General features: G+C 34.8%; 18 protein-coding genes. 6 read left to right on the top strand and 12 right to left on the bottom strand.

Features of this window, described 5'->3' with window-relative positions; genetic code table 11:
- Nucleotides 1-234: 234 nt before the first annotated feature.
- The 4 genes from folE to lgt all read left to right on the top strand — a co-directional run bounded on the left by folE (nt 235) and on the right by lgt (nt 3,841).
- Nucleotides 235-906 (top strand): GTP cyclohydrolase I FolE, encoded by a 672-nt coding sequence (gene folE / locus ACNQGN_RS13135; RefSeq protein ID WP_417988289.1) that lies wholly within the window; start codon nt 235-237, stop codon nt 904-906.
- Nucleotides 907-1,036: 130 nt separating this feature from the next.
- The gene (gene cysS / locus ACNQGN_RS13130) at nt 1,037-2,515 is read left to right on the top strand and encodes a cysteine--tRNA ligase (RefSeq protein ID WP_417988288.1); all 1,479 of its coding nucleotides are present in this window, start codon (nt 1,037-1,039) and stop codon (nt 2,513-2,515) included.
- 78 nt (nt 2,516-2,593) lie between these two features.
- Nucleotides 2,594-2,842: a membrane protein insertion efficiency factor YidD gene (yidD, locus tag ACNQGN_RS13125; RefSeq protein WP_417988287.1), complete on the top strand. Its 249-nt coding sequence runs from the start codon at nt 2,594-2,596 to the stop codon at nt 2,840-2,842.
- A 66-nt stretch (nt 2,843-2,908) separates the two neighbouring features.
- The gene (lgt, locus tag ACNQGN_RS13120) at nt 2,909-3,841 is read left to right on the top strand and encodes a prolipoprotein diacylglyceryl transferase (RefSeq protein ID WP_417988286.1); all 933 of its coding nucleotides are present in this window, start codon (nt 2,909-2,911) and stop codon (nt 3,839-3,841) included.
- A 71-nt stretch (nt 3,842-3,912) separates the two neighbouring features.
- On the opposite strand, the gene ACNQGN_RS13115 is transcribed toward lgt, so the two are convergent.
- From ACNQGN_RS13115 to ACNQGN_RS13070, 10 genes are all read right to left on the bottom strand, one after another.
- Entirely contained in the window at nt 3,913-6,180 is a 2,268-nt protein-coding gene (locus ACNQGN_RS13115) for a T9SS type B sorting domain-containing protein (RefSeq protein WP_417988285.1), read from the bottom strand.
- A 257-nt stretch (nt 6,181-6,437) separates the two neighbouring features.
- Nucleotides 6,438-9,407: a protein translocase subunit SecDF gene (secDF, locus tag ACNQGN_RS13110; protein ID WP_417988284.1), complete on the bottom strand. Its 2,970-nt coding sequence runs from the start codon at nt 9,405-9,407 to the stop codon at nt 6,438-6,440.
- A gap of 225 nt (nt 9,408-9,632) precedes the next feature.
- Entirely contained in the window at nt 9,633-10,568 is a 936-nt protein-coding gene (mdh, locus tag ACNQGN_RS13105) for a malate dehydrogenase (RefSeq protein WP_417988283.1), read from the bottom strand.
- 91 nt (nt 10,569-10,659) lie between these two features.
- On the bottom strand, nt 10,660-12,603 hold the full coding sequence (gene gyrB, locus ACNQGN_RS13100) for a DNA topoisomerase (ATP-hydrolyzing) subunit B (protein ID WP_417988282.1): 1,944 nt from the start codon (nt 12,601-12,603) through the stop codon (nt 10,660-10,662).
- Between the two features lie 181 nt (nt 12,604-12,784).
- Nucleotides 12,785-14,401 carry an asparagine synthase B gene (gene asnB, locus ACNQGN_RS13095; protein WP_417988281.1) on the bottom strand — a complete coding sequence of 539 codons (1,617 nt, stop codon included), beginning with the start codon at nt 14,399-14,401 and terminating at the stop codon, nt 12,785-12,787.
- 452 nt (nt 14,402-14,853) lie between these two features.
- Entirely contained in the window at nt 14,854-16,530 is a 1,677-nt protein-coding gene (gene asnB, locus ACNQGN_RS13090) for an asparagine synthase B (RefSeq protein ID WP_417988280.1), read from the bottom strand.
- A 243-nt stretch (nt 16,531-16,773) separates the two neighbouring features.
- Nucleotides 16,774-17,223 carry a hypothetical protein gene (locus ACNQGN_RS13085; RefSeq protein ID WP_417988279.1) on the bottom strand — a complete coding sequence of 150 codons (450 nt, stop codon included), beginning with the start codon at nt 17,221-17,223 and terminating at the stop codon, nt 16,774-16,776.
- Nucleotides 17,224-17,329: 106 nt separating this feature from the next.
- The gene (locus ACNQGN_RS13080) at nt 17,330-19,087 is read right to left on the bottom strand and encodes a TonB-dependent receptor (protein WP_417988278.1); all 1,758 of its coding nucleotides are present in this window, start codon (nt 19,085-19,087) and stop codon (nt 17,330-17,332) included.
- 139 nt (nt 19,088-19,226) lie between these two features.
- Nucleotides 19,227-20,090, bottom strand: coding sequence for a PhzF family phenazine biosynthesis protein (locus ACNQGN_RS13075; protein WP_417988277.1), 864 nt, complete (start codon nt 20,088-20,090; stop codon nt 19,227-19,229).
- Nucleotides 20,091-20,175: 85 nt separating this feature from the next.
- Entirely contained in the window at nt 20,176-23,190 is a 3,015-nt protein-coding gene (locus ACNQGN_RS13070) for a tetratricopeptide repeat protein (protein WP_417988276.1), read from the bottom strand.
- Between the two features lie 259 nt (nt 23,191-23,449).
- Between ACNQGN_RS13070 and ACNQGN_RS13065 the strand changes: the two genes are divergently transcribed.
- Both ACNQGN_RS13065 and ACNQGN_RS13060 read left to right on the top strand, forming a co-directional pair.
- The gene (locus tag ACNQGN_RS13065) at nt 23,450-24,133 is read left to right on the top strand and encodes a cell division ATP-binding protein FtsE (protein ID WP_417988275.1); all 684 of its coding nucleotides are present in this window, start codon (nt 23,450-23,452) and stop codon (nt 24,131-24,133) included.
- The gene (locus ACNQGN_RS13060) at nt 24,133-25,032 is read left to right on the top strand and encodes a glycosyltransferase family 2 protein (protein WP_417988274.1); all 900 of its coding nucleotides are present in this window, start codon (nt 24,133-24,135) and stop codon (nt 25,030-25,032) included. The genes ACNQGN_RS13065 and ACNQGN_RS13060 overlap by 1 nt, the downstream gene beginning before the upstream one ends.
- Here ACNQGN_RS13060 and ACNQGN_RS13055 read toward each other — a convergent pair.
- A complete protein-coding gene (locus ACNQGN_RS13055) occupies nt 25,019-26,119 on the bottom strand; it encodes a glycosyltransferase family 4 protein (RefSeq protein ID WP_417988273.1) in 1,101 nt (366 codons plus the stop codon). The genes ACNQGN_RS13060 and ACNQGN_RS13055 overlap by 14 nt on opposite strands.
- Nucleotides 26,116-26,520, bottom strand: coding sequence for a sugar 3,4-ketoisomerase (locus ACNQGN_RS13050; RefSeq protein ID WP_417988272.1), 405 nt, complete (start codon nt 26,518-26,520; stop codon nt 26,116-26,118). The genes ACNQGN_RS13055 and ACNQGN_RS13050 overlap by 4 nt, the downstream gene beginning before the upstream one ends.

Below are 26,520 nucleotides of genomic sequence, written 5' to 3'. Positions count from 1 at the left end.
CAATGAAAAAACACCTGGCTATCCTAATTGATAACCAAAGATTTCAAATAGTTTACAAAAGGCAGTAACAATAAAGTTATTGCCTTTGCTTTTTTAAAGCAATTAGAAAATCCTGCTTTGCAGATGATTGCTATATAGGCATCATTAAATAGTATAAACGATAGAAATTCTTTAGTTTTTATTAATTATCTTTACCGCTTAAATTTACATACCCAATATAATAGTCCCTTTTTAATGATAAATAACGAAGAATTTCAAGACGAGATAGGAAACAATCATGTTAGTACAAGTGCAAAAAATCCATTACGAGAAGATGCTTTTGCTATTTCAGATGAAGAAAAAATAGAGAAAATTAAAAAAGACGTTGAAAGCATTCTACTCACACTTGGAATGGATTTGACGGATGATAGTTTAAAAGGCACGCCCAATCGTGTAGCAAAAATGTTTGTAAAAGAAATTTTTGGAGGTCTTAATCCTGCAAAAAAACCGAATGCTTCCGTTTTCGACAACAACTATAAATACGGCGAAATGTTAGTTGAAAAAAACATTATCGTTTATTCTACTTGTGAACATCATTTATTGCCTATAATAGGAAGAGCTCACGTGGCTTATATTTCTAACGGAACTGTTATTGGTCTTTCAAAAATGAATAGAATTGTTGAATACTATGCCAAAAGGCCGCAGGTGCAAGAGCGCTTAACGATGCAAATTGTTCAGGAATTACAAATGGCTTTAGGCACTGAGGATGTGGCTTGTGTGATTGACGCAAAACACCTTTGCGTAAATTCAAGAGGAATCAGCGATATTGAAAGCAGTACCGTTACATCTGAATTTGGAGGTAAATTCAAAACAGATCAAACTCGTAGAGAATTTTTGGATTATATTAAATTAGAGACAAAGTTCTAAGTTACAAATAAATTCTATTTTAACAGATAAAGCCCCTAGCCCTCTGCGAAGCAGTACCTTTTTTATGGTTTCTTTATTAAAAAAAGATATTGCAGACACCGGGAAAAAGCTCTAAAAAAATTAATATAAAATGCCTTTATACAAAACACAAACACTAAAAATATACAATTCTCTTTCTGGAGAAAAAGAAACATTCAAACCTATTCACGAGGGCAATGTTGGAATGTATGTTTGTGGACCAACGGTTTACAGCAATGTTCATCTTGGTAATGTGCGAACATTCATGTCTTTTGATGTCATATTTAGGTATTTTTTACATTTGGATTATAAAGTACGGTACGTTCGTAACATTACTGATGTAGGTCATATTGTGGATGATGTGGATGAAGGCGAGGATAAAATTGCGAAAAAGGCACGTTTGGAGCAATTGGAACCTATGGAAGTAGTACAGCGTTATACCGTTGATTTTCACGACATTTTAAATGCTTTTAACTTCTTACCACCAAGTATAGAACCAACAGCAACTGGTCATATTATTGAGCAAATTGAAATTATCAAAACTATTATTGACAAAGGAATTGGCTATGAAGCCAATGGATCTGTCTATTTTGATGTGGTAAAATTCAATGAAACTAATCATTACGGAAGGCTAAGCGGACGAAATATTGAAGATATGCTGGCCAATACACGTGATCTTGATGGGCAAAGCGACAAACGAAATCCACAGGATTTTGCACTTTGGAAAAAAGCCGAGCCACAACATATTATGCGATGGCCTTCACCATGGAGCGATGGTTTTCCAGGATGGCATCTTGAATGTACCGCCATGAGCACAAAATACTTAGGCAATCATTTTGATATTCATGGAGGCGGAATGGACTTAAAATTCCCGCATCATGAATGTGAAATAGCTCAAAATGAGGCTTGCACGGGTCAGACACCTGTGAATTATTGGATGCACGCCAACATGCTTACCTTAAACGGTAAAAAAATGGCTAAATCTACTGGTAATAATATTTTACCAAGAGAAATTTTGACAGGAGAAAACAGCATTTTAAGCAAAGCTTTTTCGGCATCAGTTGCACGATTCTTTATGCTTCAGGCACATTACCGAAGCATTCTTGACTTCTCTGACGACGCCATTGTTGCGGCTGAAAAAGGATACAAGAGATTAATGGAGGCAGTAGATTCATTAAAAGATTTAAATGCCGGTCCAAACTCTACAATCGATATTGGTACCTGGAAACAATCGTGTTATGATGCAATGAATGATGATTTTAATACGCCCATTCTAATTGCACAACTGTTCGAAGGAGTTCGCTTTATCAATCTGTTAAAAGAAGAAAAAGAAACGCTAAGCTTGCAAGACTTAAAAACATTCACTGCTGCCATTACTGGTTTTGTATTTGATGTTTTGGGACTGGAAGATGAGAAAGTTTCAGACAGCAATAATGACAAATTAGAAGGAACTGTAAATATGTTGATTGAAATGCGAAAGCAAGCTAGAGACAATAAAAATTTTGCACTGTCTGATCAGATTCGAGATCAATTGATCGCTTTAGGCATTCAATTGAAAGACGGAAAAGAAGGCACGACTTTTAGCATCTAGACAGCCGATTTCTGATCACAAAAGCCGATAAAAAACTGAAAATTGAATATTGAAGCTTTAAATCCGAAAATCTAAATCATGTTATCAAAAATATTAATTTTCCCTTTTGTGCTCCTTGTTCGGTTTTACCAAGTGGCGATATCACCTTTTACGCCATCTGCCTGTAGATTTGAGCCTACCTGTTCTTCTTATATGATAAAGGCGCTACAAACACATGGACTACTTTATGGTGGTTTTTTAGGTACGAAGAGAATTTTAAGTTGCCATCCTTGGGGAAAAAGTGGTTACGATCCTGTTCCTGAGAAAAAGTGCAATCATAAACATTAACTTTTTTTAAATACGAAATTTACTTTAAATCTTTATTTTTACACCAAATAAAAAAATTCAACACTAATGACACACGCTTTAAACATCGTTTGGAATCCATCAGAAGGTATCGATTTAGGCTTTTTCATCATTCGTTATTATAGCTTAATGTTTGTAATCGCTTTTGGATTAGGCTGGTACATTATGAAAAATATCTTTGAACGTGAAGGTGAATCAATAGAAAAATTAGACTCACTTTTTATATGGACTGTGCTTGCTACTTTAATTGGTGCACGCTTGGGACATGTTTTCTTTTATGATTGGGAATACTATCGCAATCATTTAATGGAAATAATTCTGCCATTTCGATTCTCTCCCAACTTTGAATTTACAGGATATCAAGGTTTAGCGAGTCATGGTGCTGCCATATCGATAATAATTGCAATGTATTTTTACAGCAAAAATATCTTAAAAAGACCTCAATTGTGGATTTTAGACAGAGTCGTTATACCTGTTGCCAGCGGAGCCATTTTTGTGAGATTGGGAAATTTTTTCAATTCTGAAATTGTAGGAAAAGAAACAACATCTGCATTTGGAATTCGCTTTATCCGTGATAAATTTAGCCCAAGAGATGCTGTCAATGCGACTCAAATAGCAAATCCAAATGAGGCTTATAATGCCATTGCAACTGATCCAAAGTTTGCAGCACTATTAGAACAAGTGCCCGCAAAACATCCTACGCAACTATACGAAGCATTTTGCTATGTATTTGTTTTTGCTGTTTTATTTTTCTTGTATTGGAAAACAGAAGCAAGACTAAAATCTGGATATTTATTTGGTATGTTTCTAGTTCTTTTATTTTCTGTACGAATTGTCGTAGAATCAGTAAAAGAAAGCCAAGGTGGCTTTGAAAATGAACTAGGTTTACTTTCTACAGGACAGTGGCTAAGCATCCCTTTTATACTTATAGGATTGTATTTTATTTTCACAGCTGAAAAGCCGGTTATAGTAGCACATTAAATCCGTATCATAGCATTAAAATAATAGAGGCTGTCTAGAAAAATTACTTTTCGGACAGCCTCTTGTGTTTTTTATCTTTTTAATGAAAAATGGGACTTAAATTTTTTAGGAATGTTTAGCTCCGTGTAATCAACAGTAAACCAATAATCATTTGCAGGCATTGGTTGTCCAATATACGTTCCATCCCAGCCTGGCCCATTCGGGCTAATTTCTTTTAATAGTTTACCATAACGATCAAATATTAAAATTTTGGGACCCGATAGACCATCTAAACTAAAAATATTCCAAAAGTCATTGTACCCATCACTATTTGGCGTGAAAAATTTAGGATAATCAATCACTAAAACATTATTTCTTGTTATTGGAGGACTACAACCATTTTTGTCTTGTACAGTAATCGAGTGTGTCCCTAAAGAAACAAATTCAAAAACAGGACTTTCCTGAAATGGTCCATCATCTAATTGATACAAATAGTCTCCAGCTGCTGTAGCAGCAATAGTGACTATTTGGTTTTTTGAAAATGCATCCGTAACCGTCCAGGCTACATCTACCAGAGTCGATTGGTTGACGGTAACATTAATCGTCTTTGTGGTTGCACATTGATTGGGATTAGGCGTAAATACATAAGCTCCACTAGTAATATTATCAATCACTGCTGGTGACCACGTACCGGTAATTCCATTTGGTGATGTAGCATTTAAAATAGGCGCTACACTACCCGAACAAATCTCTAAATCAAAGAAACTAGGTTCAATAAGGGGATTAACCGTCACTACTAATGTTTGGGTTGTTGCACACTCCGTTGCATCTGGTGTAAAAACGTAACTTCCACTTGCTGTATTATTTACTGCTGCTGGAGACCAGGTACCATTTATGCCATTTGGTGCGGTAGTTGCTAATATTGGTGCTGTAGTTCCAGTACAAAAAGCAGGTATAGCTGCAAAGTTTGGAGCTGTTTTTGCTGTTACCACTACATTCAAGGTTTGAGTTGTTGCGCATTGATTTGCATTCGGAGTAAACAAATAATTTCCACTTGCTGCAGTATTGATTATTGAAGGTGACCAGGTTCCAACGATTCCATTCGGAGACGTGTTAGCCAAAAGTGGAGCAGTAGTTCCAGAGCAAAAAGGAGGGATATTCGCAAAATTAGGCGTTACAACCGGCACTATTGTAATGGTAGCTGTGGTAAGTGTAGCCGAAGTGCACTGACCAGCATTGGGAGTAAAAGTATAAGTAGTGGGTCCTAGTGTTGCTGTATTAACTGTTGCCGGACTCCAAGTACCAGTAATTGCAGGAGAATTGCTGGAACTGGTTGGTAAAATCGGTGCCGTTGCATTTTGGCAAACAGTAGCTGGAATCGTGGTAAAAGTTGGTGTTACTAAAGGCCTAACCGTTACGGATAGTGTTTGAGTTGTAGCACATGGAAATAAAACGGAATCTGGTGTAAATACATAACTCCCACTTGCCGTATTACTCACTATTGCCGGAGACCAAGTCCCTGTAATCATATTTGGTGATGTAGTAGGTAAAATAGGTGCAGCTACACCGGCACAAAAGGGCGCTATAGCAGGAAAATTAGGCGTTACTGTTGAACTGCCACAAGGCACAGTACAAGTAATCGTTTGCGCAGGAACACAAGGATGTGTTGCAGATGTTAAGGTTAGTGTAGCCGATTGGCCAGGCAACATCCCAGGAACTAAATAATGCGATAAACCTACAGTTCCACTACTAACAGGACCACCCTCTATCGAATAACTATAATTGTAGGTATTTGAAATCAAAGGATTGTTCGACCATTCAAATAAAACTGAATTATTAACCGTCGCCGGAGGGGTAAAATCTAGAGAATAAGTAGGTATTTGTGAAGGATCACATCTAAAATTAAGAATGACTGCACCATTATTAGCAACAACAATAACATCAATTTTAGAACGGGCGCTTTCAATACCACCTACTGTTTCACTTACGTAATAGGATGTTGTCCCCGTAGCAGCGGTTGAAGGAGTTGGAGCAGTTGCGGATCCGATTCCTGCTACTGGACTTGTACCATACCAAATTAAAGTTCCTCCAGCCGAAGGAGTTGCCGTTAATGGCACAGCAGGACTGTTTTGACAATAATAAATAGGAGTAGAAACAGTTGGTGGAGCAAAAGCTATCGCTGCGTTTTTATAAACCGCTGTAGTATTCACTCTATTTTCTAAAGATGAAAATAAGTAATTTGTATCCCTTCCGATGCTATTACTTTCATTCCCTCGGATCCTATTTTTGGCATAAGTACTTATAGTAGACAAAATAGTAATCAAAAAAATAAAGACGAAAGACTTAATAAATTTTTCCATTATATGTCGGTTTTAATTTGATCTAAAATAAAAGTAGTGTGCTTTAACAAATATTTAGTAAATATATAAAATTTGAAACTTTGATAATATAAACTTTCAATAAATATGTAATTTTAGAAATACCAACTAATTATAATGATGCAATTAAATTACTTGTACTATCTGATAGTCATTGGACAGTAAGACTCTTACTTTAAAGCCAAAAAAAAAGATCCAACTTTCGTTGAATCTTTTAAATATAATAAAAAAATTTTTTTTTAAACTTCTAGATGTTGTATTTCAACCAATTTTTTATCTTCTTTTGAAATTGTATCTACAAGTACTGGTGTCGCGATAAACAATGAAGAATACGTTCCTACAATGATACCAACTAACATAGCAAAAATAAATCCTCTGATAGATTCTCCACCAAAAACAAACATGATTAATAAAACCACAATCATTGTTAATGAAGTATTGATTGTTCTAGACATGGTCGTATTAATAGATTGATTTACAATCTCAGCAAAAGTACCTTTTGTTTTACCCGCTAAATATTCTCTCACCCTGTCAAATACAATAACGGTATCATTCATGGAATACCCAATAACGGTAAGAATAGCAGCGATAAAGTGCTGATCGATTTCCATACCAAAAGGCATAAATTTATAGCATAAAGAGTAAATCCCTAATACAAAAATAACATCATGTGCTATAGCCGCAATAGCGCCTAAACTATATTGCCATTTTCTGTAACTGATCATCAAATATAAAAACACAATAGCCATCGCTCCAAGAACAGCCCAATACGCATTCGTCTTAATATCCTCTGCTACAGTTGGCCCAACTTTAGAAGCCTGTAAAATACCTAATTTTTTACCATCATAAGCATTCACAAATTTATCATAGGTCAATCCAGCTGAGAAGTATTTTTTTAAATTATTATACAACAATTTATTCACTTCTTCATCAGCCTTAGTTCCTGGCTCTTCTACTTTATATTTAGTCGTGATTTTTAATTGATTATCATTTCCAAATACTTTTGCTTCTACACTACCAAATACTTTTGCTAATTCTTCCTTCACCACCTCTGATTGAACTGGTTTTTCAAAATGTACTTGAAATGTTCTTCCTCCAACAAAATCCACACCTTCATCAAGACCGTTTGTTGCTAATGAAATAACACTAATAATAACAACGATACTTGAGAACATATACGTCCATTTTTTTGCTCCTAAGAAGTCAAAATGGAAATTGTTAAACATGTTTTTAGAAAACTTGGTAACAAAAGTTAAATCATTCTTTTTACTAATATTCCAATCAATAAAGATTCTTGCAATAAAAATAGAGGTAAATAAAGAAGTTACAATACCGATTAATAATGTTGTTGCAAAACCTTTAATTGGTCCTGAACCAAAAATAAACAATACAGCTCCTGTTAAAATGTGCGTAACGTTTGCATCTGTAATTGATGACATCGCACCTCTCCAGCTGTATGAAGTTTTAATGGCTTCCTCCAATGATTTACCCGAACGCAATTCTTCTTTTGCTCTTTCGTAAATAATGATGTTTGCATCTACCGCTGTACCCATTGTTAAAACAATACCAGCAATACCAGGCAAGGTAAGAACCGCTCCGATACTTGCCAAAATTCCAAACAAGAAAAGTAAGTTAACTGCTAATGCAAGATTAGCATACCAACCTGCTTTACCATAATAAATCATCATCCAAAGCGATACTAAAAGCAATCCAATCAATGCTGAATTAGTACCATTGTCAATTGCTTCCTGACCCAAAGACGGCCCTACCACTTCTGACTGAACAATATCTGCAGCAGCAGGAAGTTTCCCTGCTCTTAATACATTAGCTAAATCTTTCGTTTCCGTAACATCAAAAGCACCTGAAATTTCAGATCTTCCACCCGAAATTGGACCGCTGGAAACACCTGGTGCAGAATAAACTACATCATCAAGAACAATAGCGATATTGCTTTTTTGAGTGTATGCTCTACCGGTTAATTCTTCCCAAGATTTTGCTCCTTGACCATTCATTTGCATTGAAACCGCTGGCTTACCCATTTGATCAAATGTATCGCTTGCATCTGTAACAACACCACCAGCCATTGCAGGTACATTATCTCTGTTCCCTTTTAATGCATATAATTCTAATACTTCAATATCTTTAGCTTTAGCATCTTTGATTGTGGTTGGAATACCCCAAACAAATTTTGCATAACGTTGATCCGCTGATAATAAAATTCTAATGTCAGCTCTTTTCAAATATCCGTTTACAACTGCCGTATCTCTTGGTGAGAAAAGTCCCAAAACCGGACCTCCGCCTTGACCAATAATTTTATCCAATAAAGGGTTTTCTCCTTTTTTAGCAGCAGTAGAATCTTTAGCATCAGTAAGCAAAGCGCTTAAAGAATCTTTTACAACAGGTTTTACCTCAGTTGTTTTGATTTCAGTTTTCTTCAATGCCTCATTAGCAGCCATTAAGAAGTTACCAATTTCTTCAATTTTATAGGTTTCCCAAAACTCTAACTGAGCTGTACTTTGCAATAACTTTTTGATTCTATCTACATCTTTAGCACCAGGAAGTTCCACAAGAATTTTTCCAGATTCTCCTAATTTTTGAATATTAGGTTGTGTTACGCCAAATTTATCGATACGTTTTCTTAAAACTCCAAAAGCACTTTCTACAGATTCGTCAACTTTTCTTTTGATTACTTTTTTTACTTCTGCATCAGTCATCTGAAAATCTACTCCTCCTTCACCTTGCAAACTTCTATTTGCAAAAATATCAGGAGAAGCCAATTTCACTGTTCCTTTTGAATTTGATTCAAAAGCATCGAAAAATGCATCTAGATAAGTTTGATTTCCTTTTTGATTTGCAGTAGCATCAGCCAACGATTTATTAAAAACCGGGTTTTTTGAATTATTAGATAATCCTTTCAAAATGTCTTTAACAGATATTTGAAGTGTAACATTTATACCCCCCTCTAAGTCAAGACCTTTGTTGATTTGCTTGTCTTTTACTTCATTAAAAGTAAAATCGGTAAATCCAAGATTAAATACTTTTTCTTTACCAATAGAATCTAAATATTTTACTTCTTTTTCAGGATTTCCACCTGCAAAAGATTTTGCATCACTTTCTACTTTATTAGAAATGAAAGTGAACGAAAGTTGGTAAATACTTACCAATGCAAAGAGAATTGCGAAAAATTTAATAAGTCCTTTATTCTGCATTATTACTAAAAATTAATTATTTTTTATTTATTATTTTTGCTTTAAACCTTATAAAATAAGCCCTGCCAACGATTTTTGCAACCAAAAAAGAATATCAGGAATTACATCAATTTTTTTAAACCGAGCAAATATATAATTAACGCTAAGATTAACCAATTTATTTATTGATTAATCTCAAAAAAAAGACTGCAAAAGTGCAGTCTTCTCTCTTTTATAATTACAATACTATACCAAAATTGATTTTAAAGCATCATTCATTTGTCTAACTGCATCTGCACTTTTAGCAAACAAGGCTTTTTCCTGCTCATTTAGTTTAATGTCAAGAATTTCTTCCACCCCATTTTTACCAATAATACAAGGTACACCTATACATATATCATTTTGACCGTATTCGCCTTCAACAAAAACAGAACAAGCGATCATTTTCTTTTGGTCGTTTAAAATACTATCTACTAAAAAAGCAACTGAAGCTCCGGGAGCATACCAAGCAGAAGTCCCTAAAAGCCCTGTAAGTGTAGCTCCTCCAACCATAGTGTCAGCAGCTACTTTTTGTAACACTTCTTCCGAAAGAAATTGAGTTACAGGAATCCCGTTATAAGAAGCTAAACGCGTTAAAGGAATCATAGTAGTATCACCGTGTCCTCCGATAACCATTGCCGAAATATCATTAGCGGGCTTGTCTAAAGCCAAAGATAAATACGTTCTGAAACGCGAACTATCCAATGCTCCACCCATACCTATAATTCTATTTTTTGGCAATCCTGTCGATTTCAACGCCAAATATGTCATAGTATCCATAGGATTTGAAACTACCACTATAATAGTATCCGGCGAATGCTTCAATACATTTTCAGCAACAGTTTTCACAATTCCTGCGTTGATACCTATTAGTTCTTCACGAGTCATTCCGGGCTTTCTAGGAATTCCAGATGTAATCACCACCACATCGCTTCCTGCCGTTTTAGAATAATCGTTAGTAACACCAGATACTTTGGTATTAAAACCGGTATTGGTAGCACACTGCATAATATCCAAAGCTTTACCTTCCGCAAAACCTTCTCTAATATCCAATAATACTACTTCGCTAGCAATTCCTCTATAAGAAATCACATCTGCACAGGTTGCTCCTACATTTCCTGCTCCTACAATGGTAACTTTCATATTTTAACGTTTATTCGGTTATTTTTTCTTGGTCAATCTCTAATTCCGTTAATCACTCCTTTATGCTAACAAACCACTGATTAAAGTAGCTCTATGCATCAATTTTAGCATAAACTGCATTTTTCTCAATGAATTCTCTTCGTGGCGGCACTTCATCGCCCATTAACATAGAGAATACTCTATCGGCTTCCGCCAAACTGTCGATAGTTACCTGACGCAAAGTTCTGAAACTTGGATCCATTGTGGTCTCCCACAATTGCTCTGCGTTCATCTCCCCAAGACCTTTATATCGTTGAATTCCTGCACTTCCTCCCATTCTTTCATTCGCCTGATCACGTTGCACATCATTCCAAGCGTATTCTTTTTTGTTTCCTTTTTTCACTAAATACAAAGGTGGTGCAGCAATATATACGTGTCCTTCTTCGATTAGTTCTTTCATAAATCTAAAGAAAAATGTCAAAATTAAAGTAGAAATGTGACTACCATCGACATCGGCATCACACATAATAATTACTTTATGGTAGCGTAATTTTTCAATATTTAATGCTTTACTGTCTTCTGCAGTTCCAATTGTAACTCCAAGTGCAGTAAAAATATTTCGAATCTCTTCGTTTTCAAAAACTTTGTGATGCATTGCTTTCTCCACATTCAAAATCTTACCACGTAGTGGCAAAATCGCTTGAAATGCACGGTCACGACCTTGTTTAGCAGTTCCTCCCGCCGAGTCTCCCTCGACAAGATATACTTCACATTTTGCAGGATCCTGTTCAGAACAATCAGATAGTTTTCCTGGCAATCCTCCGCCACCCATTACGGTCTTGCGTTGAACCATTTCACGTGCTTTTTTGGCTGCGTGACGCGCTTGTGCTGCAAGAATTACTTTTTGAACAATGATTCGAGCGTCATTTGGATTTTCTTCCAAATAATTCTCAATCATTTCACTTACTGCCTGACTTACCGGAGAAACAACTTCTCTGTTTCCTAGTTTCGTTTTGGTTTGTCCTTCAAATTGCGGCTCAGCAACTTTTACAGAAATAATTGCAGTTAATCCTTCTCGAAAGTCATCTCCCGAAATATCAAATTTCAGCTTATCTAACATTCCTGATGCATCGGCATATTTCTTCAAAGATCTGGTAAGACCCGTTCTAAAACCTTGCAAATGCGTTCCTCCTTCATGAGTATTGATATTATTCACGTAAGAAAAAATATTTTCCGTATAACTTGTGTTGTAAATTAATGCAACCTCCACCGGAATTTCTCCTTTTTCATTATCCATAGAAATCACGTGCGCAATAATTGGCTCACGGTTTCCATCTAAGTAACGGATGTATTCTTTCAAACCTTCATCAGAATGAAATACTTCTGACACAAAATTCCCGTTTTTATCTTTTTCTCTTTTATCTGTAAAAGTAATAGTAATCCCTTTGTTCAGGTAAGACAATTCACGCATACGAGCTGACAAAGTATCATAAGAATACTCTACAGTTTGTGTAAATATGCTTGGATCCGGATAAAAAGTAACAATTGTTCCTCTTTTACTCGTCACTCCAATTTGTTTAACTGGATATAACGCTTTACCTTTTTCATATTCTTGCTCGTATATCTTTCCATCACTACTATGTACTGTAGCCCTCAAATGGTTTGACAATGCATTTACCACAGAAACCCCAACACCGTGAAGTCCTCCGGAAACTTTATAGGAATCTTTATCAAATTTTCCTCCAGCTCCAATTTTGGTCATTACAACTTCTAATGCAGAAACTCCTTCTTTTTTATGAATACCTACAGGTATACCACGTCCGTTATCTTCAACAGAAACAGATCCGTCTTCATTTATATCAACTACTATGGTATCACAATGACCTCCCATTGCCTCATCAATAGAGTTATCCACAACTTCATAAACTAAATGATGTAGCCCTCGAACACCTACATCTCCAATATACATCGATGGACGCATTCTTACGTGTTCCATTCCTTCTAATGCCTGAATACTATCTGCTGAATAACTGTCCTTCTTGATTTCTTCGCTCATATATTTTATTCTAAAAAAATGTAATTTTTGTCTAACACGCAAATATATAAAAACACAAATTATATAACCGTTAAATTCCCTTTTTAAGCCCTTAAGTTATTAACATTTGTTCATATAACTGCAAAAAAAATGCTCTCAAAATTGAGAGCGTTCTTCATTTATACAAATTCAAATTAGTATTTCAAACAGTAACTCCTGTTTTGGCAATTTCAACATCTGCCTTAACGTGAGCAGCATTGGCTCTTCCGCTCGGGTCTTGATTTTCTTGCCATTTTGGAATCCACTTCCTAACCGTTTGGGCGGCACTAACTTGAGGGTAATATTTATTAAAAATAGACCTGTAAAAATACGCCTCTTTAGTCCCTGGCGCATTGTATGGAAATTCCGCTCCAGCTCCTGCTAATTGGGCATCAGTAACTTGAGAAGAACAGTATTCAATCAATTGATCGATCCAATTATATCCTACACCATCAGAAAACTGTTCTTTTTGCCTCCATAAAACCTCAGCGGGAAGATAAGGGTTGTCCGGAGTATCAAATGCTTTCCTTAGTATATATTTTTCTTTCCCTCCATACGTTTTAGGCATTTTCTCTTCTGCTTTGACACGAACTGCGACATCTAAGAATGCCTTATCTAAAAATGGAACTCTAGCCTCTAATCCGTGAGCCATAGTAGATTTGTCTGCTCTTAATAAATCGGCAGTAAATAATTTCTGAACCCGCTCAATTGTTTCTTTTTGGAAATCTTCTGTTGATGGTGCATTTCTGAAATACAAATATCCTCCGAAAATCTCATCTGCCCCTTCTCCTGAAAGCACTACTTTTATTCCCATATCAGCAATCGCTTTCGACAAAAAATACATTGGTGTACTTGCTCTAATCGAAGTCACATCATAGGTTTCCAAATGCCAAATTAATTTATCCAATATTCTTATCCCTTCTTCAATCGTAAAGTGAATTTCATGGTGCTCCGTACCTAAATACTCCGCTACTTTTCTCGCTGCTACAGCATCTGGCGCATCAGCATCTAGTCCAATAGAAAAAGAATGTAATTTTTTGCCGCTTTCCGCTAATAAACGAGAAGCAATCGCTGAAGTCAAAGAAGAATCTAATCCACCCGAAAGCAATACTCCAATTGGCACATCACTCATCAAACGCTTGCGAGTCGCTTCAGTCAAAGTTTCTCTGATTAAATCTAAATCGAGGGCCTGATCTGCTTTTAAATAATCTTCATACTCTGGTTGGTAGTATTTTACAAAACCCGTTTTCTGAGTATAATAATGTCCCGGAGGAAATGTTGAAAAAGTCCTACACTGATCAGCAATAGGTTTCATTTCAGATGAAAAATAAATCCTTCCTCGTTCATCCAAACCATAGTACAAAGGCTTTACTCCCATTGGGTCTCTGCCTGCAATAAAGTCATCGCCGTCAACGATAACAAAAGCCCAGTCTCCATCAAGCATATTACAGAAATCATATCCAAATTCTTCGTACAGATGAACTATAACCTCTGAATCTGATTTAGTTCTAAAAGTATGGTGTTGCAAAATACCATCCCTCAAAGCTTGATGATTATATATTTCACCATTATGTACCATATAGGCCGTTTTGGTACCTTGTATTGGTTGTTTTCCGGAATGCAAATCGACAATAGACAAACGTTCATGACTTAAAACAGAACCTTTTTCAGTAACATACAAATCACTCTCGTCGGGACCACGGTGACCCATCCTTTTGGAAAGTTCTCTTACTAGTTTTTCATCTTTTCCTTTTCCAATAATGGCTAATATTCCGCACATAATTTTATAATTTATCTTTTTGCTTATTTTCGTAAGTCAAAGATGCACTAACAGTCACAAATACAAAACACAAAGCCATGTTTTGGTTTAAATTTACAATCAATAAAAAGCTTTTTACATATAAATTGTAACTTATAGCTTCAAAAACCAGAGCACTACGTTACAAATTGTAAATAAGCACTTTAACCCGAAAATAAGTTCGTTTTACCTCTTTTAAACAGATGCTGAAAGCCTTCATTTTAACGATTTTATTTTCATTAATTGTCATTAAACCCTGGTCGTAAATACAAAATCAGCCCGTTTTTGCTACTTCTAGACTTTTTCCCATTTGAAAACCTCTTTCTAGACAGTTCTTACTAATCACATCGACAATATTTTGCCAAGCAAAAAAAAGACGCTCTCAAAATTGAGAACGTCTGACTAATTTATAAAATTTAAAATTGAAATGCTGTTTATCCTTTTATATAAGAATCTTCATGAACATTAGCAACTGCTCTTCCTGAAGGATCATTCATGTTTTTAAATGCTTCATCCCATTCTAATGCAATTTTTGTGCTACACGCCACACTTGCTTCTTGTGGAACACATAAAGCTGCAGCATCACTTGGGAAATGCTCATGAAAGATTGAACGATAATAATACTCTTCTTTAGAAGTTGGCGTTTGTAAAGGAAACTTATATTTAGCATTTGCTAATTGATCATCAGAAACTTCTACAGCTACCACTTCTTTTAAGGTATCAATCCAACTGTAACCAACTCCATCGCTAAATTGCTCTTTTTGTCTCCAGGCAACACTTTCTGGCAGCATATCTTCAAATGCCTTACGAACAACCCATTTTTCCATTTTGTGTTCGCTGTTGATCATTTTGTCTTGTGGATTAACTCTCATAGCAACATCCATAAATTCTTTATCCAAAAACGGAACTCGTCCTTCAATACCCCAAGCCGCTAAACTTTTGTTGGCACGCAAACAGTCGTACATGTGTAATTTACTTAATTTACGTACTGTTTCTTCATGAAATTCTCTTGCGTTTGGTGCTTTATGAAAATAAAGATATCCACCAAACAACTCATCAGCTCCTTCACCTGACAATACCATTTTAATACCCATTGATTTAATAACCCGCGCCATTAACCACATAGGTGTTGATGCTCTAATGGTTGTAACATCATATGTTTCCAAGTTGTAAATCACATCACGAACAGCATCTAAACCTTCCTGAATCGTAAATTTTATTTCATGGTGAATAGTACCAATATGATCGGCTACTATACGAGCGGCAGCTAAATCTGGCGAACCTTCTAATCCTACAGAAAAAGAATGCAATTGCGGGTACCATGCATCAGCGACATCTCCTGATTCAACACGTTTTTGCGCATATTTTTTAGCAACAGCTGAAGTGATGGAAGAATCCAACCCTCCGGAAAGCAATACCCCGTATGGCACATCACTCATCAATTGTCTGTGAACAGCTGCTTCAAGTGCCTCTTTAATAGCTGAAATACTTGTCACATTGTCTTTTACAGCATCATAATCCGTCCATTCTCTTTTATACCATTGAACAAATTCTCCATCTTTACTAGTCATATAATGCCCTGGAGGAAACAATTGAATTTTGGTACAGTATCCTTCTAATGCTTTCAATTCTGAAGCTACATAAAAAGTCCCGTGTTGATCCCAACCAATGTACAATGGGATAATTCCCATATGGTCACGAGCAACAAAATACTCATCTTTTTCTACATCATAAATAGCAAATCCAAAAATCCCATTCATCTCATCTATAAAATGAGGCCCTTTTTCTTTATAAAGCGCTAAAATAACTTCACAGTCACTTTCGGTTTGAAAGTTATATTTTCCTTCAAATTGTTTACGCAATTCACGGTGGTTATAAATTTCACCATTTGCTGCTAAAACTAGTTGTTTATCTTCGCTAAATAAAGGCTGTTTTCCTGAAGCCGGGTCAACAATTGCTAAACGCTCATGAGACAAAATGGCTTTTTCATTACTAAAAATCCCACTCCAGTCTGGTCCACGGTGACGGATAATTTTAGACATTTCTAATACTTGTGGTCTTAAAACTTCAGCTTTTTGTTTTAAATCAAAGGCGCATACTATTCCGCACATAATTATATATTTTTAATTTGTTTTTTTTATTTGATGTGACAAAGATGCAACAACAGTTACATTCCTAAAACACAAATAGCAATTTTGGTTTAAAATCTAAAGTAAAACTTAGGTTTTACAATTAAATCGTAATTAAAAATCAAAGAAACCAGTTTTGAAGTTGAAAATCCTAATTTCATCTCAATCAAAACTGCTTTACTTAAGCCTAATGAATCTAAACCGGTAAATCTATTGTGTTTTAATTTATAGAATCTCTTCTATCAGATACCTTGTAGTATTAATTTCAAAAGCAAACCCAATAGTATTTCCCATTAGTTTATTTCCTAATGGTGATTGTGGTGATAATGCAATAATATTGATTCCTTCGATATTGATTTTGGGAAGTGCCACACTGAGGTATAAATAAATTCCATTGGCTTTAACCAAACTGCCAACAATAATTGTTTCAGCTATTGTAGCAGCATCTATTTTATCTAAGACAGCTTTTTGCGTTAACACTTCTCTAAGTTTCGTATTGAGTTTCTCCTGCTCGATATGCATCATAGACAAAGCTGTTTCGTGTTTGTCTCCGGCAGAACCCTTGGCGTCGTTCTTAGAGTCTTCGGTAAGCGCAACAATCATGTCCTTGAAAACATCGATTCTATCCTGAACTAATTGAAGATAATGAGTATGTATTTTTTGTTTTAAAGTCATTTTTTGTGAAGTGCAAAAGTTATATTGATTCAAAGATAAAAAGTTCTATGTCTTAAAAAAGGCATAGAACTTTTTATCTTTGAACCACTAACCCCTTAAACCTATTTTAGAAATCAAATTTATAGTTTACTCCGGCAGTAACTTGAAAACCCTGAACCGGATAATTCAACCATTTTTGATAGGCTTTATTGGTAATATTATTAGCTCTTAAAAAAGCAGTCAATCGATCGCTGTATTTGAATCCAACATTTGCGTTTACATCAAAATAAGAGGATAAAGTAATAGGCGCTGGCTGATCTATATATACCAAATCCGTATTAATTTGAAAATCTTTACGCTCGCCTACATAAAACACATTTACACCAGCGAACCATTTTTTAGTTACATCAAAATCCAAACTTGAATTTATTTTTACAGCTGGCAAATTCCAGGCTTCTTCTTGAAAATCGTTTGTAAAACTGCTGAAAGTTCCACTGATTCCAAAAGATACATCCTTAGAAAAGTCCGCTTTTAATTCTCCATAAAAACTCAAAGTCCTCATATCGTCATACACCACTTGGAAGGAATTCCCGAAAGCATAGTCCCGATTGCTTGTATTTTCATTATAATCATTGCTTCTAAACAAGGCTTTATTTCTTTCATTAACATACGAACCTCTAATGTTATAACTCACACTATTAGCCAGCTTCCCTTTTAATCCTGCAAAAATATCATATTGCTGATCCGTTGGCGCTATATTTAATGTTGGAGAGAGAAACGGATTGTCGTCGACAAAATCCTGATAGGAATTTTGTTTTAAATTTCCTTCAGCTCCAGCGTAAAAAATCATCAAATCGCCGACAACTTTATAGGAAGCATTGATTTTTGGGTACACAAAAAAAGTATTATTACTGTTCTCATTATCCAGACTATAGAACAAACCAGCTCCAATATTCAGCGTCCAATCGTCTTCCTGCATTACAAAACTAGGAGCAATCCCAAAATTAGTAAAACCATATTTTACAGGAGATGTATTTGTATTCGAATAATTTTCTTTGAAACTGCCAGCTACATAATCAACAATTATATCTGTTTTCACAGCACTATCCATAACATCAAACTGAACAGTCGGCTTAGCATAAAATCTATTTTCTGAAGATTCAAAAGTATCTGAAAAATGACTGAATTTAAGGCTCATTTTATTAAAAATACTTTCATCAAACTCTAAATTTCCTCCTAACGATATCGTGCTATATACCTGTTGTGGTTTTAGACCATTAACCAAAACCTGTCTATCCTGAGCCGATAAAGTACTGCCAAAACCAGCAGGCAATCCATACCAGTTATAAATTTGATTTTGGTATCCCAAATCTACATTCCAGGAAAGATCGTTCTGGTTTGAACCATACATTAAATCAATCGATGTGTCGTAAAAACGATCCTCTAATTCTACCTTCTTGATTCCTCCTTGTGAGGAGTGATGACGAAACATTCCACCTACATAATCCGTAGTATTAATGTCATGATTTACGAACAATTCCCCGATAAAAGTTCCGTAATTCCCAAGTCCAAAAGTCGCGTAGTTTTTAAACAAATGGCCTTGTTTTTCCTTTTCCACTACTTCAGCTTTTCCTTTAGAAGGCGTAAAAGTCGAAGCTACCGGAAAAGAAAAGATGGTGTATTTTACCGTTTCTTTTTTAGTATTTTCTTCTTCATCAAGCGAAGGTGTTTCCTTCACTTTGAAAGCATCTGAAATTGTTGGCGTATACGGTTTCACAACATTTACTGTTTCTGTTCCTATTTGTTCCTTTTTTTGTGCAAACGCGAACTGGTAAGCAATTAGAAACAAACTAAGAATTATTTTATTTTGGAAATTGATGTTCATATTTTTTGTTTTTTTTCTAAAGAGCAAAGTGAAAAATTAAAATAAAGCAAACGCTTATTCTCTTACAATTCATTACTTCTCTTATCTTTTTTTCTTTCTTTTTATTTTTTTATTCTTGCTATTCACTACTAACTGTAATTTACAATTCCCATTCCCCTTTTGCTATGCATTGCGTTTTCCCGCCAATTTTTATATCAAAATGATTATCCGCTAATTTCCCGTCGAAATAAATTTGAGAAGATCTATTAATAAAATCACCCTGATAATTAATAATTTGAATTTCAGGCGAATGATATTTTAAAAGAAAAGCCTGCAAACAAGTACTTGCACTACCGGTGGCAGCATCTTCTTTAAGCTGATTCTCTTCAATATATAACATTCTGCTAATGAGCTTTGTTTCTTCTAAACAATAAAAATACAAGGCTCTATGATTTGTTTTACAATGGGCATGCAACCATTTACCCATTTTAACCTGATCCAGAATTAAATTCTCTAAGGCATTTCTATTTTTGAGAGGAACAATCACAAAAGCACTCCCTGTGGTAACTTCCTGAATTGGGAATTTAGTATCAAAATCAGTACTTCCTAAATTGCTGAAGGATAAAAAATCCTCCGGTAAAAAAATATCCAGAAACTCCGGTTGAGCCGCCTGCAACCAAACCAAATCTCCTGATTGATGAATTGGAATTTCACCAATTGGAACCGATAGCCTGATCCTTTCAGGTTGATTTTCAAATATTCGATTCATCAAAAGCCAAGAGGTTCCTATGATTGGATGTCCCGCAAACTGCATTTCGTGCTCTGGAGTGAAAATTTTAATTTCTGCAAATTTATTTTCCGGTTCAAGCTTAGTAATAAATGTACTTTCCGCAAAATTGATTTCACGGGCAATTTTTTGCATCTCTTCGTTACTTAAGTCTTCAGCACCTAAGAAAACAGCCAGTTGATTGCCTGCATATTTTTTCTCTGCAAAAACATCAACGATGTAAAAAGATATATCCATTTCCGTATATTTTTTAGCTTTAGATTATTTTAAAAATTTAAAGCCGTTTTTCCTTGTTTTCTTCTTATTTATCATCAGTGACTTCTTATTTGACAATCGATGAATTTGTCTTAGATTCTTCCGTTTTAATGTAGTCCAGTTCAGTTTGTGCTTCTGAAATAACATCTGAAAAATCAGTAAAATTCTGGATTACATTTTCTAAAATGTATGTTGCCTGATAACTGTCCTTCAATCCATAAAAGTTTTTTGCCATCAAGACTAATCCTTTAGCCCCAAAATATTTATAGCTCGAATAATTCTTTGCTAATTTTTGAACTGCAATATTTGATATTTCAAACTTTCCTTCTTTATTTTTAAAATAAGCGTCATAATATAGCGCTTCGGCTGCCAATTCTCCTTTAGCAATCGTCATAACTTTTGCATAAGCAGCTTGCGCCTTATTTTCATCACCCGTTTGCATTGCCGCACGTGCTATTATTATTTGCGCGTCACTTTTTACATTATTATCCGTCTTAGGATTCATCAAAACTTTCTCCGCATAAATTACCGAATTTGGATAATCTTTCTTCTCGTAGTATATTTTCATCAAATTGGACTGCGCAAATGTTTTATTTTCTGAAACATCCGCTTCCTCTTCTAAACGCGACAAGACTGGAATTGCCTTGCTGTACTCTTTGCTTTTAAGAAAAATTTGAGCCAATCGGGATAATGATTGTTCTGTAAACTCACTTCTGGGTTGATCAATTACATATTCATAATTAGGAATAGATTTACTTTCAGATCCTTCAGAAAAATAGGCTTGAGCAAGATAAAAATTAGCATGTAAAGCATGAATCCCTCTTGGGAAATTAGAAACATATCCACTAAATCCTGTAATAGCCTGCTTGGTGTTATTTTGTTGATACTGTTTTTCAGCAGCTTCATAAGTATCATTATCAAGTTCTGCATCTGTAACGGCAACAAAATCTAAAGTACGCACCCAATTCGCATATTCATCAACTCTACCATTGTCCACATAAATCAATCGTGCAGTAGCGACGGCTTCTAATGCTTCCGGAGTTCGAGGAAAATCCGCAGCTACTTTTTTAAATTTCACTAATGCCTGATCATCTTTATCTGAATTATAATAAATTAATCCCTGACGCAAAATAGATTTTGACGTAAAAGAACCTTTCTTGAATTCGACATTCAATCGGTCGTACGTTTTTAGCGCCAGCTCATTTTTATTCTCGGCAACGTAAGTATTTCCAAGTTCAAAAAGCGCATCATCACGATAAGCTGATTTTGGATACAATTGTAAAAATCCATTTAGCTCATCAATTTTCTTGTCATTTTTAGAAATAAATCCATAGCTAATTGCTTTTTGGAAATAAGCATAATCCGCATCAACACTTTTAGATTCAATAACCTTAGTGTACGCGTCCATTGCTGCACCATACTTTGAAGTAACAAAACGACAATCCGCTAAACGCAAATAGGAATCATTCAGACGTACTTTATCGTCCTTCACCTTCTCTATTTGGTTTTGAAAATAATTACCAGCTTGATCGTACTCCTTCAGTTTGAAATACGCATAGGCAATATTGTAATTGTGATTTTTATATTCTGGTGTTGTAGGTGCCTGAGCCAAACCTGCAAATTGTTTAAAACTTAACAAAGCATCTTTAAAATCATTTAAAACATACTCTGTTTCACCTTTCCAGAAAGTGGCTCGTGCAATAAAAACAGCGTCCTTTTGTTCATTTATAGATTTAGTAAACATTTTCAAAGCTTCGGGATAATTACCATCCGTATACAATTCCAGTCCTCTATAGAACGTTACTTTTTGATAGGCTAATTTATTCTCCGGGGTTTTATTTTTCTCCAGTAAAACAAATGCCTCCTTGTAGTTTTTAGAGGAAATATAAGAATCAATCAATAGTCTTTCTATCTCTGAACGGTTCGCGTTTTCTGGGTACTTTTTCAAAAAAGCCTGTAAAACAGCAGGTACACTTTGGTAGGAATTTCCCAATTCATAACTTAATTTCGCATAATTCAAACTTGCGTCTTCCTGAATCCCAGCGTCAAACTCCATTTCCGACGCATTTTTAAAAGCATTTAGGGCTTGTTGTTTTTTATCGGTATTCAGGTAACTTTCTCCCAAATGGTAATAGGCATTTTGAGCCACAAAATCTTTTCCGCCTATAATTTTATTGAACTGAGAAATTGCGTTTTCATAGTCTTTTTGTTTGTAGTACGCATAACCCAATTGGTAAAAGTCAGTGTTATTCCATCTTCCTTTTTTTCCTTTATAAGCAACTAAATACGGTATTGCCTTATCATATGTTTTTAAATTAAAATAGCTTTCGCCTATAATTTTATTAAGTTCTGATTTCTCTCCAGGATTTGATTTAGCCATTGCTTTCTGACCCAAATCAATTGCTTTTTGGAAATTCCCTAATTTGAAATTCATGTCGGCTTGATAATAAGAAAGCTTTTCTTTGTATTTTTCTTCGCCTGAAACTTCATCAAAATATTTTGTGGCTTGCTTATAATCATCTCCCTCGTATGCCATAAATCCCAAGTAATACTTAGCCTGCGAGCCATATTCAGCTGAGTTTACTACTTTATTAAGATAGACTGTTGCTTCTTTTTTCTTTTTGCCATTAAAAAAACTATACCCTTTCTGGAAATTGAATTTATCTCGGTCGCTATTACTCAAATTACTTTCATCAACTTTATCAAACCATTGTAAAGCTTGCGGATAATTCCCTTGATTAAAATGATAATGTGCTACTTCAATATAGGCCTGATTCTGCTTCACACTAGTCGGATAATCCGAAACAAAACGCTCCATCAGCTCATCAGCATTGGCTTGATTGGTTCGAATAGCACAATTCGCGGCATAATAGGCACAATCCGATTTTAGCTCTTCAGTAGCGGCTGTTTCTTTAACTTTATTGAAAATAATTTGAGCTGATGCATACTGGGCATCTTTAAATAAAGAAACCGCTTTATTAAAATCTTTCGAATCGTGAGTGTATATGGTAGATTTTTGTGCAAAAATGCTAGCAGTTATAATAAAAAAAGTAGAGAAGAAGAGCCAAGAAATTTTACGCATTGTGATTTTATTTTAAGAATTCAAATGTATCATATTCTGAACTCTATAACGAATCGCTATTAGCTTTTATTATGAACATTTTTTTTAACATCCTAAAATTCGTTTTTTAACAGGCCAAAAGTTCAGCATATCTTTCATCAATCCAAACTTCCAGACTTTCACATATTATCATAATTATGCAATTCTATCTAATACCGTAGAATTTATTTTGAATAGAACCGTTATCTTATTACTTTTACCACATAAACAAATGCAAAATATGTCACAATCTGTACTGTCTTTAAAAAATGTTACCATATATCAAGAAGGAAAAACTATTTTATCTGAGGTAAATTTGGATGTAAAACACGGTGAATTCCTTTACATCATTGGAAAAACAGGCTCAGGAAAAAGTAGCTTAATGAAAACCTTGTATGGAGATTTACCTTTGACAGAGGGAGAAGGAAGCATCGTAGATTTTGATTTAGCTACCATAAAGGAAGATGACATTCCATTTTTGAGAAGAAAGATTGGTATTGTTTTTCAGGATTTCAAATTACTTCCAGACCGTACTGTTAATGATAATATGTTGTTCGTACTTAAAGCAACTGGATGGACAGACAATGTAGAAATGCAAAATAAAATTGATGAAGTTTTAAATAAAGTCGGAATGAAAGATTTTGGCAAAAAAATGCCACATCAACTTTCTGGAGGAGAACAGCAACGTGTGGCAATAGCCAGAGCTTTGCTTAACGATCCCGAACTAATTCTTGCTGACGAACCTACCGGAAACCTTGATCCGCAAACAAGTGCCGAAGTATTGGAAGTATTAAAAAAAATTAATGCAAACGGAAAAACAATCATTATGGCAACGCATGATTACGCACTATTGATGAAATTCCCATCAAAAACATTGAAATGTGAAGATGCCAAAATCTTTGAAGTAGTTCAAAGAACGGCTTAATGCTCTCCATACTTATTCCTATATACAATTACAATGTTTACCCTCTCGTTTTAGAGCTGCATAAACAATGTATGAAGTGCAGCATAAATTTCGAGATTCTATGCCAAGATGATGCATCGGCATCCAATTTAAATGTTTTTAATGAGGATGTAAATGCGCTATCGAATTGCAGTTTTATATCATTAAATCAAAACATTGCCCATCGCGCAAACAGAAATTCCCTGGCCGAACAAGCAAAATATGACTATTTGCTTTTTATCGATGGTGACTCTATAATCATTCGTAACGATTACATCAAAAAATACATTTCTAATTTAAAGGATTTTGACGTTGTTTATGGCGGCAGGTTGCATCCCGAAAAATGCCCTTCCGAAAATCAAAAATTACGCTGGAAATACGGACTATTCATTGAAGATAAAACCGCCCAAAACAGAAAGAAAAAACTGTATAACTCCTTACTCTTTAATAATACGATAATTAAAAAAAACTGTTTCAACAAAGCAAAATTTGATAGAAACATAAAAAAATACGGACATGATGATACCCAGCTTTCGTATGAGTTAAGTGTAGTGCAAGCTAAAGTAAATCATATCGAAAATCCTGTTGAACACGGAGATATTGACACCAATTTAGTGTACCTAAACAAGACCAAAGAGGCCTTAGAAAATTTGATTTTATTATATCAGGGGGAAAAAATAGACCTTACGTTTATTCGATTGCTTCAGCTGTACCATTTTTTTATGATAACAAAATCAACTTTTATCATATCAAAAATGTACGCCTTTTTCGAAAAATCAATACTACAAAATTTAACGGGAAAGAATCCTAATTTGTGGGTTTTTAATTTGTTTCGTGTTGGATATTTATGTTCGTTAAATCAAAAAATTAGCTCTTTTTAATTCCAATAAACAGCTGATTCCAACTTTTCATAATTGCATCGATATTATATTTTTCGCTAGATAATTTCGCCCTTCTTCCCATTTCAATCCTTATCCCCCGATCTTCAATTAAAGTCTCCACCGCCTTTATATAATCCAACTCATTGCCATTTTCGATCAAAAATCCGTCTTCGTTTTGAGACAAAACTCCTTTTGGTCCACACGGACAATCATAAGCAATACAAGGTAACCCAGAACTCATCGCCTCAATTAATACCATTCCAAAGCCTTCAAATCGAGAAGTCATTAGATAAATAGAGGCTTCTAAATATTTTTCGTTAATATTTTGAACCGGTTCGTAAAAAACAACACTACTAGAAATATCCAGATTTTCAGCTAACAATCGTAAATCGATATTTTCGGATGATTTTCCATAAATTTCCAATATCCAATCCGAATGTTTAGCAACTACTTTTTTCCAGATTTGTAACATTCTATCGAACCCCTTTTCATAAGTATGCCGTCCAACAGCAATTATTTTTTTACTTTCTAATGCACTGATTTTATCTGAAGTAAACCATAAGGGGTTTGGAATTACGATTGTATTATAGATGTTCCATTCTGAAATGCTTTCGCATGTTTCAACAACAAATCGATCGTATTTCTTTATTCCTCTTTTTTTTAAAGCATGGATACAATTAGCGCCAACTTTTGTAAAAATAGTATTTCCTGATTCTCTTTCCTCGATAAACTTAGAACTGTGCATTTCTAGAATAAGAGGAACTTTATTTTTTAAAACAAAAGGAATGGAATAGGCTTTCAAGCCATTATCACAAACACTGACAACATCGGGCTGTATTGTTTTAACTGTACTGTTTATGGCTTTTATAAAAGAATAAAAAAACTGAAAAACATTCCCTTTCAAGATCATGTCATGAAAAACAATCTTGGAATTAAAAGAATAAAACAAAGGAGAAAAACCTTCATTTTGCGTCAGAATATGAACTTCATATCCAAATTTTTCAACTAGATAATTGGCTTTTACCGAAAGGACTCTGGCTACACCACCCTCATTATTTATATTTGGAACTACATAAAGAAGCTTCATTTTTTAGATACCAAAAATTCATCAAAATTCCTGATATAATCGTCTTCATTATAAACATCAGAAGCTAAAACCAAACAAACCGAACCAGATGAAAAATTTTCTAATTCTCTCCATATACCTGTTGGAATATACAATCCTGTTTTTGGTTTGTTTAAGAGAAAAGATTTCTTTTCGGTTCCGTCGTTTAAAACAACTTCAAAACTTCCGCTCAAAGCAATTAGCACTTCACTCTGATTTATGTGAGAATGACCGCCTCGAAAAGAATTGCTGGGCACATCAAAAAGATAATACACACGCTTGAATTCAAATGGTAAAATATCTTCTTGAATAAAAGCTAAATTCCCACGTGTATCTTCTACAACGGGAATTTTAAGCAATTGTATATCTTTTATTGTTCTCAT

Origin of the sequence: Flavobacterium rhamnosi, from assembly GCF_048286515.1 — a bacterium.
GTDB lineage: Bacteria > Bacteroidota > Bacteroidia > Flavobacteriales > Flavobacteriaceae > Flavobacterium.
This window is presented reverse-complemented; position numbering and strand designations above follow the sequence as displayed.

What these genes read in the sequence shown, in the direction of transcription:
- mdh (WP_417988283.1), bottom strand. Translation starts at nt 10,568, where the DNA reads ATGAAAGTTACCATTGTAGGAGCAGGAAATGTAGGAGCAACCTGTGCA.
- cysS (WP_417988288.1), top strand. Translation starts at nt 1,037, where the DNA reads ATGCCTTTATACAAAACACAAACACTAAAAATATACAATTCTCTTTCT.
- ACNQGN_RS13055 (WP_417988273.1), bottom strand. Translation starts at nt 26,119, where the DNA reads ATGAAGCTTCTTTATGTAGTTCCAAATATAAATAATGAGGGTGGTGTA.
- ACNQGN_RS13115 (WP_417988285.1), bottom strand. Translation starts at nt 6,180, where the DNA reads ATGGAAAAATTTATTAAGTCTTTCGTCTTTATTTTTTTGATTACTATT.
- ACNQGN_RS13075 (WP_417988277.1), bottom strand. Translation starts at nt 20,090, where the DNA reads ATGGATATATCTTTTTACATCGTTGATGTTTTTGCAGAGAAAAAATAT.
- secDF (WP_417988284.1), bottom strand. Translation starts at nt 9,407, where the DNA reads ATGCAGAATAAAGGACTTATTAAATTTTTCGCAATTCTCTTTGCATTG.
- gyrB (WP_417988282.1), bottom strand. Translation starts at nt 12,603, where the DNA reads ATGAGCGAAGAAATCAAGAAGGACAGTTATTCAGCAGATAGTATTCAG.
- ACNQGN_RS13050 (WP_417988272.1), bottom strand. Translation starts at nt 26,520, where the DNA reads ATGAGAACAATAAAAGATATACAATTGCTTAAAATTCCCGTTGTAGAA.
- ACNQGN_RS13060 (WP_417988274.1), top strand. Translation starts at nt 24,133, where the DNA reads ATGCTCTCCATACTTATTCCTATATACAATTACAATGTTTACCCTCTC.
- asnB (WP_417988280.1), bottom strand. Translation starts at nt 16,530, where the DNA reads ATGTGCGGAATAGTATGCGCCTTTGATTTAAAACAAAAAGCTGAAGTT.
- folE (WP_417988289.1), top strand. Translation starts at nt 235, where the DNA reads ATGATAAATAACGAAGAATTTCAAGACGAGATAGGAAACAATCATGTT.
- yidD (WP_417988287.1), top strand. Translation starts at nt 2,594, where the DNA reads ATGTTATCAAAAATATTAATTTTCCCTTTTGTGCTCCTTGTTCGGTTT.
- ACNQGN_RS13080 (WP_417988278.1), bottom strand. Translation starts at nt 19,087, where the DNA reads ATGAACATCAATTTCCAAAATAAAATAATTCTTAGTTTGTTTCTAATT.
- ACNQGN_RS13085 (WP_417988279.1), bottom strand. Translation starts at nt 17,223, where the DNA reads ATGACTTTAAAACAAAAAATACATACTCATTATCTTCAATTAGTTCAG.
- ACNQGN_RS13065 (WP_417988275.1), top strand. Translation starts at nt 23,450, where the DNA reads ATGTCACAATCTGTACTGTCTTTAAAAAATGTTACCATATATCAAGAA.
- lgt (WP_417988286.1), top strand. Translation starts at nt 2,909, where the DNA reads ATGACACACGCTTTAAACATCGTTTGGAATCCATCAGAAGGTATCGAT.
- asnB (WP_417988281.1), bottom strand. Translation starts at nt 14,401, where the DNA reads ATGTGCGGAATATTAGCCATTATTGGAAAAGGAAAAGATGAAAAACTA.
- ACNQGN_RS13070 (WP_417988276.1), bottom strand. Translation starts at nt 23,190, where the DNA reads ATGCGTAAAATTTCTTGGCTCTTCTTCTCTACTTTTTTTATTATAACT.